The following is an 18,668-nucleotide window of genomic DNA, read 5'->3' as shown; positions in this document are numbered from 1 at the left end:
AGGGGGTCAGAGGGCAGGAGTCGAGGTTTCGAGCAGCCCGGCCCCGGCCAGCACGGCCAGAGGGGCATCCGAGCTGTTGAAGGTATAGAGATGGATGCCGTCAGCTCCGCCCGCAAGCAGCTCCCTCGACAATCCGATGGCCGAGTCGAGTCCCACCAGGGACGCGGCCTGGGCGTCCGGAGCAGACTCGAGAGCAGACAGGAGCTCGACGGGTGTCTCTTCACCCGTGAGTTCGAGCACTCGCTTCAGCCGGTTGACGCTCAGGACGGGCATGATCCCGGGCAGGATCCGCATTGTGACGCCGGCCGCTCGCGCCTTCTCGACGAACCCGAGGTAGTCGTCGGCATGGAAGAACAGCTGCGTGATCGCGAGGTTGGCCCCTGCTGCCTCCTTCGCGAGCAGGGTATCCAGATCCTGAGAGACGGATCGCGATCTCGGGTGCCCGTTCGGAAAGGCCGCCACGGCGATCGTGACCTTGCTGCCGCTCACGATGCGGCGGGCCGCGGGAAATCCGGGCACCTCGTGAAAGGCGAACTGCTCCCGTTCGGCCTGGACGCGGTGGATGAGTTGCACGAGTTCCCCGGCGCTGCCGAGGTCGCCGAGAAAACTGTCGGCCTCTGTCGCGCCCTCGGGCGGGTCACCCCGCAAAGCGAGGAAGCTGGTGACACCGGCATCCAGGAACTGACGGATCAGTTCGCTCGCCTCGGCATAGGACGACCCGACGCAGGTGAGGTGAGCCATCGCCTGCACGTCAGTGCCCTGGAGGATGTGCCCGAGCACGTCCAGTGACGGTTCTCGGGAACTGCCGTTCGCACCGTATGTGACCGAGATGAACTCGGGGCCGGCGGCCACCAGGTCGGGCAGACACGCGTACAGCGCGGCCTCCGACCGCGCCGAACGCGGCGGGTAGAGCTCGAACGAGAACGTCGGCACTCGATCCCCTCCGGTCATAGTGCTCCGAGTGGGCGGGTGCCGGGCTCGGCTGTCGCTCGCGCCGGGCGTGGTGCCCGGACAGCTATCAGTCTAGGCACCACGACCGCGCGATGTCGTCGTGTTACGGCGTCGTTGTGGTACCGCGTCGTTGTAGTACGGCCGCCGATCAGGCCACGAACTCCTGGAGCTCCGCCAGCCGCGCGGGGTGGACCATCGCCTTGACGAGAGTGCCGCCCTCTTCGTAGTCGGTGCTGAGCACCCGACCGTGCACATGCAGCCGGGAGATCACGTCGCCCCGGTCGTACGGCACGAGCATCGTGAGCTCGACCTCGGGAGATGGCAGCAGCTCGGCGATCCGCTCGAGCAGTTCATCCACTCCCTCGCCCGTTCGCGCCGACACGAAGATGCCCGTCGGCTCTAGCCCCCTGATCAGCAGTCGCTGGTCGTCGTCAGCGAGGTCGCTCTTGTTGAAGACGACGATCTCGGGAAGATCCCTGGCCCCGACATCGCCGATCACGTTGCGCACCGTCGCTAGCTGCGCTCCGGGATCGGGGTGCGACGCGTCCACGACGTGCACGATGACGTCGGACTGGCCGACCTCCTCGAGCGTCGACCGGAACGCTTCAACCAACTGCGGCGGAAGGTTCCTGACGAACCCGACGGTGTCGCTCAGGGTGTACAGACGGCCGTCTGCGGTCGTCGACTTGCGCACCGTGGCGTCGAGGGTCGCGAACAGGGCGTTCTCGACCAACACACCGGCGCGGGTGATCCTGTTCAACAGGCTCGACTTGCCGGCGTTCGTGTATCCGGTGATCGCAACGCTGGGCACCTCGAACCGGTTGCGGTTCGCGCGCTTCGCCTCACGGGCGGGGCCGAAACCCTTGATCTGCTTGCGCAGTCGCGACATGCGGGTGTGGATGCGGCGGCGGTCGAGCTCGATCTTCGTCTCACCCGGTCCACGGCTGCCCATACCCGCTCCCGCGCCACCCACCTGGCCACCGGCCTGGCGGGACATCGATTCACCCCAACCGCGAAGACGCGGCAGGAGGTATTCGAGTTGCGCGAGTTCGACCTGCGCCTTGCCCTCCCGGCTGCTCGCGTGCTGGCTGAAGATGTCGAGGATGACCGCTGTGCGGTCGATCACCTTCACCCCCACGATGTCTTCGAGGGATCGACGCTGGCTCGGTGCGAGCTCAGTGTCGGCGATCACGGTGTCGGCACCGGTGGCAGCCACAACCCCCCGGAGCTCCTGCGCCTTCCCCTTGCCGAAGAACGTGCTGGGGTCGGGATTCGCGCGCTTCTGGAGCAGGCCGTCGAGCACCACCGCGCCGGCAGTCTCCGCCAGCGCGAACAACTCACGCAGCGAATTCTCGGCCTCCTGCAGGTTTCCCTGGTTGTAGATGCCGATCAGCACCACGTTCTCGATCCGCAGCTGGCGGTACTCGACCTCCGTGACGTCCTGCAGCTCGGTCGACAGCCCGGACACACGACGCAGCGCCTGGCGGTCTTCGCGGTCGAACTGGTCGCCGTCACGATCGCCCTCGTAGTGATCGTCGGTCTGGAGCGCCTGCGCGTTGCCGGAGCCGAAGACCGTGTATCCGGCGGTATGCGCCCCGGCAGCGAGCACTCGTTCGACCGCGTCGGCACCATTGCCCTGGGTCTGGTTCTTGTCAGATTCAATCATTGGGTTAACCCTACTTTCGTAGTCTTCGGTAAGTTTCTCTCCATGACCAGTGAGCATTACTTCTCCCCGACGCCGGGAAGCGAGCTCAAAACCCGCACGATTCACGCGCGGCTTGGCGGTCGGGATGTGGAGTTGGTCACGGCCAACGGTGTTTTCAGCCCCGAGCGAGTCGACACTGGAACGCAGGTTTTGCTCTCCAGCGTGCCCGCGCCGCCACCGGGCGGAAACCTGCTCGATCTCGGGTGCGGGTGGGGCCCTGTCGCCCTGACTCTCGCGCTTGAATCACCTCATGCGACGGTCTGGGCCGTGGACGTCAACGAGCGCGCACTGGATCTGGTGCGGGCAAACGCCGAAAAAATGTCCATAGAGAACATTAAAGCAGTTACCCCTGAGAATGTTCCCGATGATGTGACATTCATGACGATCTGGTCGAATCCGCCCATCCGCGTCGGCAAGAACGAGCTGCACGGCATGCTCGAGACATGGCTGCCCCGCCTGGAACCGGAGTGCGACGCCTGGCTGGTCGTGCAGCGGAACCTCGGCTCAGACTCCCTCCACCGTTGGCTGCAGTCGACGTTCCCCGAAGACTTCAGCTTCGTGCGCGCCACGACGAACAAGGGCTACCGGGTGCTGCGCGCCCGACGCCGCTGACTTCGGAAGCTCAGACTTCGAGCTCTCCGACGAAGACCAGCTCCGCCGGGCCGCTCAGCGACACGTGCTCGCCATCCTCGGTAGGGAACATGCGCACACCGACAGTTCCGCCGGCGACATCCACTCTCCACTGGTTCGGAGCTCCCGTGCCAGCCCAGTGGCGCGTCGCGAGGGCGGCCGCCACGGCCCCGGTTCCGCAGGACAGGGTCTCGCCGCTCCCGCGTTCGTGTACGCGCATCCGGATGTGACCGACGCCATCCTTCACCATGGGTTCGGCTGCGACGACGAACTCGATGTTCGCGCCGTCTGCCGGCTCAGGATCGAGCACGGGGATGTAGGTCAGGTCAGCCGATTCCAGCTCCTCCGTGCTCGCCAGCGCCACCACGACATGCGGATTACCGACGTTGATGCCGAGACCGGGTCGTGCGACCGACAGTTCCTTCGCCCGCACCAGGGGCTCTCCCCCGTCGAGTCGCCACCGTCCCAGGTCCGCCTGGAAACCCGTGGCGTTGCGTTGCACGTCCCTCACGCCGCTCCTGGTGCCGATCGGCAGGGTCTCCCCCGGCTCGAGCCTGGCCAGCGCGTTGTCGATCAGAAAGCGGCTGAAGACCCGGATGCCGTTGCCACACATTTCGGCGATCGAACCGTCCGCGTTGCGATAGTCCATGAACCACTCTGCGTCGGGATCCTCGGCCAGCGCCGACTCGCCCTCAGGCAGGTTTCGGGACAGCACGGCCCGGAGAATCCCGTCTGCGCCCACACCGAAATGACGATCGCAGATCGCGGAGACCTGTGCGTCAGTCAGATTGGTCGCGCCGTCAGGGTCAGCGAACAGCACGAAATCGTTGCCCGTGCCGTGACCCTTGGTGAAGTGCAGTGTCGCCATGGGTCAATTCTCCCCCATCACGAGCGAGAGGGCCGTCGAGTGCCGCGCCGGGTCGTCGTAGTCGAGCCAGTGCGCGCCACCGTAGCGGCGGAACCAGCTCACCTGCCGGCGTGCGTAGCGACGGGTCAGTAAGGCGGTCTGGTCGATGGCTTCGGCCTGGGTCACACGTCCGTCGAGCTGGTCCAGTGCCTGTGCGTATCCGATCGCCCGCGCCGCCGTCACCCCCAGCCCGGTCGACCTCAGAGCCGAGGCCTCGTCGAGGATCCCGTGCGCCCACATCGAGTCGACCCTCGCGTCGAGCCGTGCGACAAGCTCGGGCCTGGGAGCTCTCAGCGCGAGGATGGTGGCGTCCCGCCACGGCTCAGCGTCTTCGGGAAGTCCCGAGCCGAACGGCTCCCCCGTCATCTCTATCACTTCGAGCGCTCGCACGAGCCTGCGGCCGTTATGAGGGCCGATTGCCGCCGCCGCGCCGCCGTCGAGCTGCCTCAGGCGTGCGTGCAGCATCCCGGGGCCTACTTCGACCAGTTCTGCCTCGAGTCGGTCCCTGATCACGGGATCGGTGCCGGGGAAGCGGAAATCCTGAATCACACTCGAGACATACAACCCGGATCCGCCGACCAGGATCGGCGTCGCGCCGCGCGATTCGATCTGCTCGATCTGCTGTCGCGCGTCAGTCTGATAGTCGGCGACGCTCGCTTCCTCAGTCGGGTCGAGCACGTCGAGCATGTGGTGCGGAATACCGCGCCTCTCGTCGAGAGCCAGCTTCGCTGTACCGATATCCATCCCCCGGTACAGCTGCATGGCGTCGGCGTTGACGACCTCGGCCGCGACACCTTCGGCGGCAAGATGGTCTGCGAGCGTCAGCGACAGCTCGGACTTACCCGTGCCCGTCGCTCCGACAATGACGACGAGGCCGGGCACCGTCTAACGCAGCCCGTCTGCGTCGTCGTAGATTCGACCGCTGTCGAGGGCGGAGGGGCCGACCCTGAGAGACGGCAGACCCAGGGATACCCTGCCCGGCTCGGCGGTCGTCGTTGCAGGAACGGCGCAGGATGCCGCCTCCGCACGGTCCCACGCGTCACCCGCGGTCGTGCGTCGTACAGCCAGTGGTGCGCCGTCGATCGAGTCGGCGACGAGATGGAACGTGGAGGCCTGTGTGATCTCGACGGATACCACGTCACCGGGCCTCGGGTTGGAGCTGCCCGACGGCACCTCGAAGTGCACGAGCCGGGAATCCTCGGCACGACCGGAGAGCCTGTGGGTCTCGCTCTGTTTGCGCCCTTCCGCAGCCGTCACCAGCACCTCGACAGGACGACCGACCTGCTTCTGGTTCTCTTCGCGGCTGATGTGATCCTGCAGGGCAGCCAGCCGCTCGAAGCGCTCCTGGACGACGGCCTTGGGAATCTGGTCATCCATCGTCGCCGCCGGGGTGCCCTCGCGGATCGAATACTGGAACGTGTAAGCCGAGGCGAACCGAGCCGCTTCGACGACGCGCATCGTCTCCTGGAAGTCTTCTTCGGTCTCCCCGGGGAATCCGACGATGATGTCCGTGCTGATGGCCGCGTTCGGGATCTTCTCCCTCACCCGATCGAGAATCCCGAGGAACTTCTCCGAGCGGTATGAGCGTCGCATCGCCTTCAGGATCCGATCCGAACCGGATTGCAGCGGCATGTGGAGTTGCGGCATCACCGTAGGGGTCTCGGCCATCGCATTGATCACATCGTCGGTGAATGCAGCGGGGTGAGGGCTGGTGAATCGGATGCGCTCGAGGCCCTGGATGCGCCCGGCCGCCCTGAGCAGCTTTCCGAATGCCTGCCGGTCACCGAACTCGACGCCGTAGGAGTTGACGTTCTGGCCCAGCAGGGTGACCTCGATGGCGCCATCGTCGACGATGGCCTGGATTTCGGCGAGCACGTCGCCTGGCCTCCGGTCTTTCTCTTTGCCCCGGAGCGCTGGCACTATGCAGAACGTGCAGGTGTTGTTGCACCCCACGGAGATGGACACCCATGCGCTGTGGGTCGATTCTCGCCGGGTAGGCAGGGTCGACGGGAAGACATCGAGCGATTCGAGGATCTCGAGCTGGGCCTCGCCGTTGTGGCGCGCGCGTTCCAGCAGGGCGGGCAGCGACCCCATGTTGTGGGTGCCAAAGACCACATCGACCCAGGGGGCCTTTTCAAGGATCGTGGATTTGTCTTTTTGGGCGAGGCATCCGCCGACCGCGATCTGCATGCCCTCGTGCTCCCGCTTGATGCTCGCGAGCATGCCGAGGTTGCCGTAGAGCTTGTTGTCGGCGTTCTCCCTCACGGCACACGTGTTGATGACCACGATGTCGGCCTGGCCGTCCGTCGCGCGGGAGTATCCCGCCGCGTCGAGCGATCCGCTCAGCCGCTCGGAGTCGTGCACGTTCATCTGGCAGCCGTATGTTCGCACTTCATAGGTGCGGGGTGCCACTGCCTGTGAAAGTACGGCCTGATCAGTCATATGCCCAATCTTAAGCCTGAAGCATCGGCAGCACGGACGACTCGGTAGCCTGCCGTCACTCGGCTGCTGGCGGCTTCAGTCGATCGAACGGGCACCGTTGTACAGCACTCATGGACTCAAGATCAGCGGAAGGTCGGACCGGCGGGTGCCAATGCTTCCTGAACGGCTTTCGACACGACCGAACCTGAGTATCCCCGCCTCATGAGGAAATCACCCAGGCGGCGCTTGGCGGTTGTGGCGTCGAGCGATCGCAGCTGCCCGGCTCGCTTCACCGCGATGGCGACAGCACGCTCGAGTTCATCGTCGTCTTCGAGAGCGGCTAGCGCAGTCTCGATGGCCAGGGGGTCGACGTTGCGGCGACGGAGCTCTGCGGTCAGTGCCGACCGTCCGAGCCCCTTTCGCGACTGAAGCGTCCGGATGAGTGTCTCGGCGAGAGCAAGGTCATCCAGCAGCGCGACATTTTCCAACCGCTCGATTTCGGCATCCACCTCGGAGCTCTCGAATTCGCGACCCACAAGATAATCACGCATCTCCCGGGACGACATCCCCCGTCGAGCCAGCGCGTACATGCTCACGTTGCTGATCCTGTCGAAGGAGCCCCTGGACTTTTCGCCCTTCGACTTTTCGCTGGCTGACGCCTTCGCCCGCTCAGCTTTCGCTGGCTCGGCTGTGAACGGCTCAGCTTTCGCCACTGTCGAACGTGACCGTGATGTGCGCGTGGCGTTGCCGCCAAATTGCGTCCGTCCCGACACCGTGATGTCGCTCTCCGTGATGCCGCTGGGCTGTTCACCGAGATCGACGAACCGGGGCCCGGTTTCGGGCTGCGCGGCCTCGAACGACGCGGAGACCGCCGGAACGGCTGCCGACGGCGAGTGATCCGCACTGTAGTCGTCATCCTCTGTCTTCGGCGCAGCGCCGAAAAGATAGGTGACAGGTGCGATTCGCTCGCCGTCAGCAGCCATCACTGCTACTGCCCTACTGCCATCTTGAGCTTGGCAGCTGACGCCTTGGTCGGAGCCTTCGCAGCCACCGGCAGCACGGGACCAGAGCCGCTGGCCGCAGCTGTGGATTCCGCAGCATCCGCAGCGACTGCAGCATCGATGACCGCCTTCGCCTCCCTGGCCTGCTGCGCCTTAGCCTCGGCTCCGACGCCAAGCTTCACCATGATGCGCTGCTCGATTTCCTTAGCGATCCTGGGATTCTCGAGCAGGAACTTGCGCGAGTTCTCCTTGCCCTGGCCGAGCTGGTCACCCTCGTAGGTGTACCAGGCTCCGGACTTACGGACGATCTCGTGCTCGACACCGAAGTCGATGAGGCTGCCCTCTCGTGAGATTCCGATGCCATAGAGGATGTCGAACTCGGCCTGCTTGAACGGGGGCGCCATCTTGTTCTTGACGACCTTAACGCGAGTGCGGTTACCGACGGCATCAGTGCCGTCCTTGAGCGTCTCGATCCGGCGGATGTCGAGTCGGACTGAGGCGTAGAACTTGAGAGCCTTACCACCGGCCGTCGTCTCCGGGCTGCCGAAGAAGACACCGATTTTCTCGCGCAGCTGGTTGATGAAGATCATGGTCGTGTTCGTCTGGCTGAGGCCACCGGTCAGCTTTCGAAGCGCCTGAGACATCAGTCGAGCCTGGAGACCGACGTGGGTATCACCCATCTCCCCCTCGATTTCGGCCCGGGGAACGAGAGCCGCGACCGAGTCGATGACGATGAGGTCGATAGAACCCGACCGCACCAGCATGTCTGCGATTTCCAGAGCCTGCTCACCGGTGTCGGGCTGGGAGACGAGAAGCGAATCGATGTCGACACCGAGCTTTGCCGCATATTCGGGATCGAGCGCATGCTCTGCATCGATGAAGGCCGCAATGCCGCCGGCCCTCTGGGCGTTCGCGATGGCATGGAGTGTCAGGGTCGTCTTTCCTGACGACTCGGGGCCGTAGATCTCGACAATGCGGCCACGAGGAAGGCCACCTATGCCGAGAGCGACATCCAGTGCGATGGATCCCGTGGGGATCACCTCGACGGGAGCCCTGTCGTCGCTGCCCAGTCGCATGACTGAACCCTTACCGAACTGGCGATCGATCTGCGCAAGCGCTGTCTCGAGTGATTTTTCGCGATCTGCTGCTGATGGCATGTGGGTCTCCCTGCATAGTTGGTTGCTGCCCATAGGCTGTCGTTCTGCTGAAGCCCGATGATGCAAGGGCTCCAGCCTCCCGACAAAGGCTGGTGTCTCAGGTCGAAACAACTAGTGGTCACGCTACGCTCGCCGACCGACATTGATTGCCGGGGTTCGAGCTTCTGTGCACAATAACCGTCTTCGACTGGACGTTATGGAGGAGACTAGCAAGATACGAACACATGTTCGATACCCCATCACGGCGTGTTGGCGACTATTTCTTCGGTTCGCGCTGGCCGACGCCGTGCCAGCGGGCGGGCGGAACATCCATCGCCCTGCAGAGCGCGAGCCAGATGTCGCGGGTATTCGTTCCAGCCCTGATCGCCTGTTCGGCCGTCAGGCCACCGATATCGCCCATGACGAGATCGTGAGTCAGGATGCGCCCATACGCATCACCGAACTCGTCGGAGACCGCCAGCCGGAATTCACTGAGCCTCACCGAACACCTCCAGGACACGCGGGATCGACAGAGTCGCCTCGAAACGATGGAATGCCCCGGCCAGTCCGGCCGGGGCATCCACTCTCAGTAGTTATCGGACGATCATCGTGAAACGAGATCGGCATCGAACTCTGCAACCAGGTCATCCGGAAGGGTATCCGGAATCGGGTTGAGGCCTTCGATGATGGCCAGTCGATCGCCAACCTCGCGCATGATGACGGAGATGGGCGTGTCGAGCGCGTCGGCGACCGATGCGAGGATCTCGGAGCTGGCCTCTTTCTGGCCCCGCTCCACCTCACTGAGGTAGCCGAGTGCGACGCTCGCCTTGCTTGCGACCTGACGAAGGGTGCGGCCCTTCTGCAGACGGAAGTCTCGGAGAACGTCACCGATTTCTTGACGAACCAGAACCATGGGACCCTCCTTTTCTGACTGATCGTGTTGCTAGCTTACGGGTACTCTAGCCACTCGAATCTGTGCGGTACTTGTGAATTCTCTTGTTGTAACGAGATCGAAACGAGTGCTATTCCCTCGACTGCAGAAGAAGTGCTTCAAGTTCCCGTAATGATTCGTAGACGACGGCCTCCCGGATGGCTTCGCGCCCACCCGAAAGTTGGAGATGCCTGGTGCGGACGTCCGAACCGATTGCGAAACCCAGATAGACGGTGCCGACAGCCTGGCCATCCTGCGGATCGGGCCCAGCGACTCCGGTCGTCGAGATACCGATGTGCGCCGGAAGCCCAGCGACTGCGAGGTGGAGCCGCACCCCGACGGCCATCTGCGCGGCGACATCCGGATGCACCGCTCCGTGCAGTGCGAGAATCTCGGCATTAACTCCCAGCACCGTGTGCTTGAGCTCGGTGTTGTAGGCGACGACGCCGCCCGACACCACCGCCGATGCTCCGGGAGTGCGGATGAGTTCCGCGACGAGCAGGCCACCGGTGAGTGACTCGGCTACGGCGATGGTCTGGTGCCTCGCTGTGAGCAGCCCGATGATCCGCGCGCTGAGGGCGGCAGCATCCAGAGCCTGCTGGGAGCTCATGACCGCGGTGCAGCCGTGTGCCGGTGGCGCCAGGCCTGCCAGAGGTATTCGACGCCGGTGTAGAGGGTGAGGGCGATGGCCGCGCCCATGACGATCCAGCTCACCCAGCCAGCCCAGGGGCCGAGGAACGTCCACGGAGCGAGGAGGAAGAGTGCGATGGCAACGGCCTGCACGACGGTCTTCAACTTTCCGCCCCGCGATGCGGGAATCACGACCGTGGAGATGACCGCGAACCTGAAGATCGTGATGCCGAACTCCCGCACCAAAATCGCCACCGTGATCCACCACGGGAGCTCGCCCAGAATTGAGAGCGCCACGAGAGCGCCACCGATGAGGATCTTGTCTGCGATCGGATCGAGGATGATGCCCAGGTCGGTGATGAGGTTTCGCCCACGCGCGAGGCGGCCGTCAACTGTGTCAGTCACGATGGCGAAGACGAACAGGGCTGCGGCGAGGTAGCGGACCACCCCATATTCACCATCATCAGCAAGCAACATCCAGATGAAGAGTGGAGCTAGCAGGATCCGTGCGACGGTGACGATATTGGCGACGTTCGCGATGCTGGCCGGGCCGTCTCCCTTACTCAGGATGCGACCGGCGAAGAATCCGCCCGTGGGAGTCTGCGGCAGGTCAGTCACGTGGGATCACTCTCGATCGGTCAGGCTCCAGGCATCCTCGTCGGAGTCGCCATTGACCTCATCGTACCCGGCGAGGGAATCGGCCACCGCGTCGGACTGCACTGAGGACGACGACACATCCGGTCGCGTCGCGGGTGAGGCTGATGGGCCATCGTCACCACGAAGCCGTGCAAGCACCGACGGCAACTGCTCGGCAGTGACGAGGACATCCCGCGCCTTGGATCCTTCGGAGGGCCCGACGATCTCCCGGGATTCGAGCAGGTCCATGAGGCGGCCGGCCTTGGCGAATCCGACCCTGAGCTTGCGCTGGAGCATCGATGTCGAGCCGAACTGGGTGCTGACGATGAGCTCGGTGGCGGCAAGAAGCAGCTCGAGATCGTCACCGATGTCGGCGTCGATATTCTTCTTCTCGACCGACACCGCAACGTCGTCGCGATACTCGGGGCGAGCCTGGGCGATGACGTGCTGCACGACGGCGGCGACCTCGGTCTCGGTGACCCAGGCGCCCTGCACACGAATCGCTTTCGACGTGCCCATGGGCAGGAAGAGCGCGTCTCCCTGTCCGATCAGCTTGTCTGCGCCGGGCTGGTCGAGGATGACGCGGCTGTCGGTCATGCTCGACACCGCGAAGGCGAGCCTCGACGGCACGTTCGCCTTGATCAGACCGGTGACGACGTCGACCGAGGGTCGCTGGGTGGCCAGCACGAGGTGGATTCCGGATGCCCGAGCCAGTTGCGTGATGCGCACGATCGAGTCCTCGACGTCACGAGGGGCCACCATCATGAGGTCGGCGAGCTCATCGACGACGACGAGGAGGTACGGATACGGCGACAGCTTTCGCTCGCTGCCCACCGGCAAAACGATCTCGCCGGCCACAACGGCACGGTTGAAGTCGTCGATGTGCCTGAAACCGAACGATGCGAGGTCGTCGTACCGCATGTCCATCTCTTTGACGACCCAGGCAAGGGCTTCCGCCGCCTTCTTGGGGTTGGTGATGATCGGTGTGATGAGGTGGGGCACGCCCGCGTAGATGGAGAGCTCGACTCGCTTCGGGTCGATCAGCACCATCCTGACCTCGGCCGGCTTCGCACGCATCAGGATCGACGTGATCATCGAGTTCACGAAGCTCGACTTACCCGAGCCGGTGGAGCCTGCCACGAGAAGGTGGGGCATCTTGGCGAGGTTCGCGACGACGAAACCGCCCTCGACATCCTTGCCGAGCCCGATGGTCATGGGATGCACGCTCTTAGTGCTCGCATTCGACCGCAGCACATCACCCAGCGATACGATCTCGCGATCCTTGTTCGGGATCTCGACCCCGATGGCGCTCTTGCCGGGGATCGGAGAGAGGATATTGACCTCGTTGCTCGCCACGGCATAGCTGATGTTGCGGGCGAGCGCTGTCACGCGCTCGACCTTGACCCCTGGGCCCAGCTCGAGCTCGTAGCGGGTCACGGAAGGGCCACGGCTGAATCCCGTGACCTTCGCGTCGACCTGGAACTGCTTCAGCACTTCGGTAATCGAGGCGACGACTTCGTCGTTGGCGGCCGAGCGGGATTTGGGTGGGGTGCCGGGCGTGAGCATGGCCGGGGCCGGCAGCCTGTAGGCCGCGGTCGGCCGGGTGGGGGCCGATGCTGACGGCGTCGGGGCTGCGGCCGGAAGGTCGTCGTCGAACTCCCCCGCCACGCCTTTCTCGCGGGCCGTGGTGGTGAAGCCCGGCAGTCGTTCCGGGTTGGGCGCAACGCCATCGTCGTCGCGAAGACTCGTGGAGCCGGGCTCGATCTCCCCCGTGAATCGCTTGACGGCCTCCTCGGCGCGAAGCAGCTCGTCCATCAGGTCGACGCCGTCGGCAGGGCTGGTGCGATCGATGGCCTCGGTGGCCTGGTCACGCGAGACCACGGGGCTGTCGAAGGCCGCGGGCTCCTCAGAGCGGCTCGACTTGTTTCGACGCCACCAGGGGATGGATGCCGGATCCTCATCCAGCCCGAGATCGGTCAGTGAGCCGAACTCGACCGAGTCGTTCTTGCCGGCCTTCGACGCGACGCGCTCGCTCTCGTCGGGCAGCTGGGCGCCGAAGAGGTACGAGTAGAGGTCACGCAGGCGGGATCCGATGCGGTTGGGTGGCGTCTTCGTGATGATGAAGAGGGAGAGAACCAGCAGCAGGACGACGATCGGAGTCGCGAGGAATGCGGTTCCCAGGCTGAGTAGCGGTTGCGCCAGTATCCACCCGACTACGCCCCCGGCCTGCGCGAGCGCTTCCATCCCCCCGGTCGGCTGCGGCGAACCACCGTAGATGTGACACAGCCCACTGATAGTGACGACGAGGAGCGTTACTCCGATGCCGATCCGCCCGTTGTCGTGGACGCTGGAGGGGTGGCGAAAGAGCCAGATGGCGAACAAAAGCATGATCACGGGGAGAGCGAAAGCCACGCGGCCGAAGATGCCGCCGAAGGTGTACGCGTCAAGCGCAAGAGCCACCGAATCCGTCGGATTGAACCACTCGACCACGGCACCGGCGACAGCCAGCAGGAACACCAGGAACGGCACGCCGTCGCGACGTTCCTCTTTGGCGAGAGTCTCAGAGCCGAGCACGCGGAAGGCTCCACCGACAGCATGGGCCAGGCCGAGCCACGCCTTTGTCAGGGGGCCATCCTGTTCGACCACGACCTGCTGCTTCGCGCGCGGAAGACGTTTCGTTGCCTGGGTGGCGCGGGATCGCGCCGGGGTCGTGCGGGCGCGCGACGTCGACTTGGTGCTCGTAGCCATGCCAACACGGTACCTGCGACGGCCGTCAGAACCGGGGATGCCCGGGGTGCGTGTCCGCTGTGCGCAGCTGCCAGAGGCTCAGAACCGGATGGCGTCGATGACCTTCACACGCACCGCGACGATGGCTGGCAGCAGCCCGGCCAGCGCACCGACGAGCGTTGCGGCACCCAGCCCGAGCAGGGCGGCCTCGATAGGGAACGGCGGCAGGTCGGTCACGCCCTGGCCGATGAAGTCGGTGACCATGGGACTCTTGACGATCAGGACGGCGAGGAACACCCCGATCACACCGGCGGCGAGAGTCGCCACGACACTCTCCATCATGACGGCGAAGAACACCCGGCCAGCAGTGGCACCGAAACTGCGCCGGATGCCGATCTCGCGAACGCGCTGCCGCACGGTCACGAGCGAAATGTTCACGAGCCCGAGCGCACCGAGCAGCAGGACGAGTATCGCCACGCCCCCGACTATGAGTTTCAGAGGAAGCAGCGGATCTTCGCCACCGAACGCGAGGTAGTCCTGGCGATTCACGTCGACCTGCCAGCCGTCCCCCAGGGCGCCGGCGATATCCCGCTGAAGCAGTGGCGTGAGCTGGTCGGAGATCTCGGGAGGCACCCACAGCTCGTATTGCGGATACAGAGTGAGCCTCTGCTCCGGGGTCGAGATGCGATCGTATGCCTCGGTCAGCATCATCATCGTCGGATAGTTCTCGAAGGAGGGCGACGGGGTGACTCCGACGACGACGGCAGTGACCGGATCCGGACCGTCGAGCAATACTGTCGGATGTCGCCGCAGGTCAGGAGCGCCCATCCTGTTCCACATGACCTCGTTCACCACGAGCGCGGGTGCGAGTCGCTCTGCATCGGAATCCGCGAACCAGGAGCCCTGGGCGATCGAGATCCTGTGCATGGTGCCGTAGTCGGCGTCGATGATGGTCGTTCCCACGGGCACCACACCATCGATGAACTGCACGGGGACCTGCGAGTTGGCGACGGTGGTCGACCAGCTGATGGAGTACCTCTCCACCGCGGTGTCGAACGCCGCTCCGACCTCCGCGGCATCCGGCTGTTCTCCCGACAACGGGTTATACGCGCTGATGTAGAGGGTCGCTGGGCGCCCGGAACCGCGCTCGTAGCTCTCCGTCGTCGCCTGCTGGGCGATAGCCCCCAGGCCCACCACGCTCGTGATGGCCGTGACAGCAACGGCCACGCCGATGAGGCTGAGCAACACCCTCGTCTTGTGGATGCGCAGCTCGGCCCAGGCCTCGGAGAATGCACCGATGAGCCCGCTCACGGTGCGACCCCCGGCTGCAGTGCGAGCACACGATTGACGTCCACCGAAGAGAGCACCCCGCGATCGAGTCGGTAGTGGCTGCGCGCGAGAGCAGCGACGTTCGCATCGTGGGTGATGGTGATCAGGGCTGCACCGGACGCCTCGGCCACCTCGTCGAGCAGAGCCATGACCGTCGCACCCGTTTCCACGTCGAGGGCTCCTGTCGGCTCGTCCGCGAGGATCAGCCGGGGGCCGCGTACGAGCGCGCGGGCAATGGCGACCCGCTGTTGCTCGCCACCCGACATCTTCTCGGGCATGCTCTGAGCGCGGCTGTCCAGCCCGACCCTGGCGAGCATCTCGAGGGCAAGTTGCCTGCGGCGCCAGAATTGCCGGCCGGAGGCGTAGAGCAGCGGCGTCATGACGTTCTCGAGCGCGGTGCGGCCGCTGAGGAGGTTGAATTGCTGGAAGATAAAACCGACGTTCCGGCCGCGGGACCTGTCGCGTTCATTGGCGGACATCGAGGAGATGAGCTTGTCGTCGAACCGGATCTCCCCCTCGGTCGGGTTGTCGAGCAGGCCCAGCAGGTTCAGCAGGGTCGACTTCCCCGACCCCGAACGACCCACGATGCTGATGTGGTCGCCCACCGAGACCTCGAGATCGACTCCCCTGAGGATGTGCAGTGGCGGCGCATCGGGAAGGTCGACAGACCTGGTGACTCCGCTCAGGCTGAGCAGGCTCATCCGCAGACCGTATTCCCCAGGCCGTCATCGATGCACTCACCGGGCAACGGACCGTCGACGATCGCGGCGGCCCCTGGAATGAATTGCAGGACCATGTCGCCCTCGGCGAGCCCACCCGTCACCTCGACGTTGATGCCGTCGTTGATGCCCAGCGTGACCGGTCTCGATTCCGTGGTGCCATCCGGAAGCACGAAGTAGACATTCCCGGTCTGCGATGACCCCTCCACCGCCGTCGTCGGAATGGTCAGCACATCGGTGGCGACACCCCCGGCCAGAGTCAGCTCGGCAGAAAGCCCGGCGAAGACCGTCACCCCGGCCGGCACGGCACACCTGACGGTCGGGCTCCCCGGCGAGGCACCCGCGTCGGCTCCGGCAACGGGAGCAGCGATCGTCAGCCCCGTGCAGCTGAACGGCGCTGGCCCTCCCGTGATGGTGACCTGCGCTTCGCTCGGCTGGTTCAGGAGTCGATACTGCTGCTCTGGTGCGATCGGACCGCTGACGTGGAACGTGGGTGGAGCGACCTTGCCGACATCGTCCCCGACCGCAAAGGTCTGGTCGACCAGCGCCGTGAAGCTCGACAGCACCCCGGCCGTGGGTGCGACGACAGTCTCGTAGTCGACGTACGAGGTGCCGTCGGGGTTCGCGACGTCGGCCCGCAGGGTGAGGATTTCGGTGCCGGCATCCACATACTGTCCCTGGCTCACCATGACCTTGCGCACCTGCCCGGCGAGGGTCGCTTTGATCTCGATTGCATCATCCGCGGCGACTGTGCCCTGCAGGGTGACGTCGTTCTGGATGGTGCCGATCGTGACGGGAACCTGGGGCTCGACGATCTCCCCCGTCGGTGACGCGGCATCGCTGACGGGCTGGGTGTCACCGAAGAAGGCGATCTTGACGAGAGCTCCGGCGATCACCACGAAGATCAGGATCCGGATGATCGGAAACACCCATTTGCGCGCAATGCCCACGACGTCGTCCCCGCTATCTGCGGCCCCAGCCGCTGAGTTTGCCTCGCATCAAGCTACTAGCTGTCGGGGACCAGCGAATCATCCGGAAGGTGGATAGCGCTACCCAACGTTTTCGGCGGGATGCGCGTCAGATGCAGTCCGATCGCCGCGAGAAACAACGAGCGCCGCGAGAATTCTCGCGGCGCTCGTGAAACACCCCGGCACACGAGCCGGGATCAGCCCTACGCCTCGACCAGACGGCTACGCCGCCTGGAAGATGACTGCGCCTGCCGCGTCATCTCGGCTACGCCTCGATGACCACCGGAACGATCATCGGACGGCGGCGGTGCTGGGTGTTGACCCAGCGGCCGACCGTGCGACGCACGACCTGCGCGAAAGCGTGGGTGTCGCGCGTGCCGTTCTCTGCCGCATCCGTCAGCGCCTTCAACACCTGCGGGATGACGGCGTCGAAGACCTTCTCGTCTTCGGCGAAACCACGCGACTGGATCTCGGGGCCGACGATGACCTTGCCGGTCTGCGGATCGACGGCGACGAAGATGGAGATGAACCCCTCTTCGGCGAGGATGCGGCGATCCTTGAGGTCGGCGTCGGTGATCTCTCCCACGCTCGAGCCGTCGACATACACGTAGCCGAGGTCGAGCTGGCCGACGACGGACGCGACGCCGTCACGCAGGTCGATGACTGTGCCGTCCTCGGCGATGATGGTGTTCTTCTCGGGGACACCGGTCTGGATCGCAAGGTTCGCGTTGGCGACGAGGTGGCGGTACTCGCCGTGCACGGGAAGCACGTTCTTGGGCTTGAGGATGTTGTAGCAGTACAGCAACTCCCCCGCGGCCGCGTGCCCCGAGACGTGCACCTTCGCGTTCGCCTTGTGCACGACGTTCGCACCGAGCTTGGTGAGTCCGTTGATGACCCGATATACGGCGTTCTCGTTGCCGGGGATGAGTGACGAGGCGAGGATGACCGTGTCACCTTTGCCGACCTCGATCTGGTGCTCCATGTTTGCCATACGTGCCAGCACGGCCATCGGCTCGCCCTGGCTTCCCGTGGACATGTAGACGAGGCGGTTGTCCGGTAGATCTGCGGCCTTCTTGGCATCCATGAGCACGCCATCCGGAACCTTCAGGAAGCCGAGCTCCGCCGCGATCCCCATGTTGCGCACCATGGACCGACCCATGAGCACGACCTTGCGGTCATTGGCGGCCGCGGCGTCCAGCACCTGCTGCACGCGGTGCACGTGGCTGGAGAAACTCGCGACGATGACGCGACGCGGGGCCTTCGCGATAACGGCCTCGAGCACGGGCCCGATGTCACGCTCGTTCGGGGTGAACCCGGGAACGTCGGCGTTGGTGGAGTCCGGGAGGAACAGGTCGACGCCGGCTTCACCGAGCCGCGCGAATGCACGGAGGTCGGTGATGCGATCGTCGAGCGGGAGCTGGTCCATCTTGAAGTCGCCGGTGTGGAGCACGACACCGGCCGGCGTGGTCACGGCGACGGCGAGGGCATCGGGGATGGAGTGGTTGACCGCGATGAACTCGAGCTCGAACGGGCCCATCTTCTCCAGCTGGCCCTCGCGCACAGTGAGCGTGTACGGCTTGATCCTGTGCTCCTTGAGCTTCGCCTCGATGAGGGCGAGGGTCAGGGTGCTGCCGATGAGCGGGATGTCCTGGCGCATCCTCAACAGGTAGGGAACCGCGCCGATGTGGTCTTCGTGACCGTGGGTGAGCACGATGCCGAGCACGTCGTCGAGCCGATCCCTGATCGGGCTGAAATCGGGCAGGATCAGGTCGACGCCCGGCTGGTTCTCTTCGGGAAACAGCACACCGCAGTCGACGATCAGCAGTTTGCCGTCGAATTCGTATGTGGTCATGTTGCGACCGATCTCGCCGAGTCCACCGATGGGTGTGACCCGGAGAGTGCCCTGGGGTAGTGCTGGAGGAGTGTAAATGGAGACTGGCATCTGAACCTTGCGTGAGAGTGGCGGGGCCTCTAGCC

The 18,668-nt window shown here is 64.8% G+C and carries 17 protein-coding genes; 1 reads left to right on the top strand and 16 read right to left on the bottom strand.

Translation table 11 applies throughout. The annotated features are described in order from the left end of the window. Window positions 1–6 precede the first annotated feature (6 nt). Window positions 7–933 (bottom strand): methylenetetrahydrofolate reductase, encoded by a 927-nt coding sequence (locus IWX81_RS01795; protein WP_334592667.1) that lies wholly within the window; start codon window positions 931–933, stop codon window positions 7–9. Window positions 934–1,099: 166 nt separating this feature from the next. Next, window positions 1,100–2,617 carry a GTPase HflX gene (gene hflX / locus IWX81_RS01790; protein ID WP_199279562.1) on the bottom strand — a complete coding sequence of 506 codons (1,518 nt, stop codon included), beginning with the start codon at window positions 2,615–2,617 and terminating at the stop codon, window positions 1,100–1,102. A gap of 42 nt (window positions 2,618–2,659) precedes the next feature. On the opposite strand from hflX, the gene IWX81_RS01785 reads away from it, so the two are divergent. After that, entirely contained in the window at window positions 2,660–3,268 is a 609-nt protein-coding gene (locus IWX81_RS01785; RefSeq protein WP_199279561.1) for a class I SAM-dependent methyltransferase, read from the top strand. A 10-nt stretch (window positions 3,269–3,278) separates the two neighbouring features. On the opposite strand, the gene dapF is transcribed toward IWX81_RS01785, so the two are convergent. From dapF to IWX81_RS01715, 14 genes are all read right to left on the bottom strand, one after another. After that, a complete protein-coding gene (gene dapF / locus IWX81_RS01780) occupies window positions 3,279–4,154 on the bottom strand; it encodes a diaminopimelate epimerase (protein WP_199279560.1) in 876 nt (291 codons plus the stop codon). Between the two features lie 3 nt (window positions 4,155–4,157). Further along, a complete protein-coding gene (gene miaA / locus IWX81_RS01775; protein ID WP_199279559.1) occupies window positions 4,158–5,075 on the bottom strand; it encodes a tRNA (adenosine(37)-N6)-dimethylallyltransferase MiaA in 918 nt (305 codons plus the stop codon). Between the two features lie 3 nt (window positions 5,076–5,078). Further along, window positions 5,079–6,635 (bottom strand): tRNA (N6-isopentenyl adenosine(37)-C2)-methylthiotransferase MiaB, encoded by a 1,557-nt coding sequence (miaB, locus tag IWX81_RS01770; RefSeq protein WP_199279558.1) that lies wholly within the window; start codon window positions 6,633–6,635, stop codon window positions 5,079–5,081. 122 nt (window positions 6,636–6,757) lie between these two features. Beyond that, window positions 6,758–7,597, bottom strand: coding sequence for a regulatory protein RecX (locus tag IWX81_RS01765; RefSeq protein ID WP_334593311.1), 840 nt, complete (start codon window positions 7,595–7,597; stop codon window positions 6,758–6,760). A gap of 5 nt (window positions 7,598–7,602) precedes the next feature. Next, on the bottom strand, window positions 7,603–8,772 hold the full coding sequence (gene recA, locus IWX81_RS01760) for a recombinase RecA (RefSeq protein ID WP_199279556.1): 1,170 nt from the start codon (window positions 8,770–8,772) through the stop codon (window positions 7,603–7,605). Window positions 8,773–9,028: 256 nt separating this feature from the next. Then, window positions 9,029–9,253, bottom strand: coding sequence for a DUF3046 domain-containing protein (locus tag IWX81_RS01755; RefSeq protein ID WP_334592658.1), 225 nt, complete (start codon window positions 9,251–9,253; stop codon window positions 9,029–9,031). A 102-nt stretch (window positions 9,254–9,355) separates the two neighbouring features. Continuing rightward, on the bottom strand, window positions 9,356–9,664 hold the full coding sequence (locus tag IWX81_RS01750) for a helix-turn-helix domain-containing protein (protein ID WP_199279554.1): 309 nt from the start codon (window positions 9,662–9,664) through the stop codon (window positions 9,356–9,358). 109 nt (window positions 9,665–9,773) lie between these two features. Continuing rightward, entirely contained in the window at window positions 9,774–10,292 is a 519-nt protein-coding gene (locus IWX81_RS01745) for a CinA family protein (protein WP_199279553.1), read from the bottom strand. Next, window positions 10,289–10,930, bottom strand: coding sequence for a CDP-diacylglycerol--glycerol-3-phosphate 3-phosphatidyltransferase (gene pgsA / locus IWX81_RS01740; protein WP_199279552.1), 642 nt, complete (start codon window positions 10,928–10,930; stop codon window positions 10,289–10,291). The genes IWX81_RS01745 and pgsA overlap by 4 nt, the downstream gene beginning before the upstream one ends. Before the next feature lie 6 nt (window positions 10,931–10,936). Further along, window positions 10,937–13,696, bottom strand: coding sequence for an FtsK/SpoIIIE family DNA translocase (locus IWX81_RS01735; protein ID WP_199279551.1), 2,760 nt, complete (start codon window positions 13,694–13,696; stop codon window positions 10,937–10,939). Window positions 13,697–13,774: 78 nt separating this feature from the next. Continuing rightward, a complete protein-coding gene (locus IWX81_RS01730; protein WP_199279550.1) occupies window positions 13,775–14,986 on the bottom strand; it encodes an ABC transporter permease in 1,212 nt (403 codons plus the stop codon). After that, a complete protein-coding gene (locus tag IWX81_RS01725; RefSeq protein ID WP_199279549.1) occupies window positions 14,983–15,705 on the bottom strand; it encodes an ABC transporter ATP-binding protein in 723 nt (240 codons plus the stop codon). The genes IWX81_RS01730 and IWX81_RS01725 overlap by 4 nt, the downstream gene beginning before the upstream one ends. Continuing rightward, the gene (locus tag IWX81_RS01720; protein WP_199279548.1) at window positions 15,702–16,673 is read right to left on the bottom strand and encodes an efflux RND transporter periplasmic adaptor subunit; all 972 of its coding nucleotides are present in this window, start codon (window positions 16,671–16,673) and stop codon (window positions 15,702–15,704) included. The genes IWX81_RS01725 and IWX81_RS01720 overlap by 4 nt, the downstream gene beginning before the upstream one ends. Before the next feature lie 283 nt (window positions 16,674–16,956). Then, a complete protein-coding gene (locus tag IWX81_RS01715; RefSeq protein WP_199279547.1) occupies window positions 16,957–18,633 on the bottom strand; it encodes a ribonuclease J in 1,677 nt (558 codons plus the stop codon). Between the last annotated feature and the right edge of the window lie 35 nt (window positions 18,634–18,668).

The sequence above is a fragment of the Salinibacterium sp. CAN_S4 genome, assembly GCF_015752305.1.
GTDB lineage: Bacteria > Actinomycetota > Actinomycetes > Actinomycetales > Microbacteriaceae > Rhodoglobus.
The sequence above is the reverse complement of the archived record's forward strand: the minus strand, read 5'-3'. Positions and strand labels throughout refer to the sequence as shown.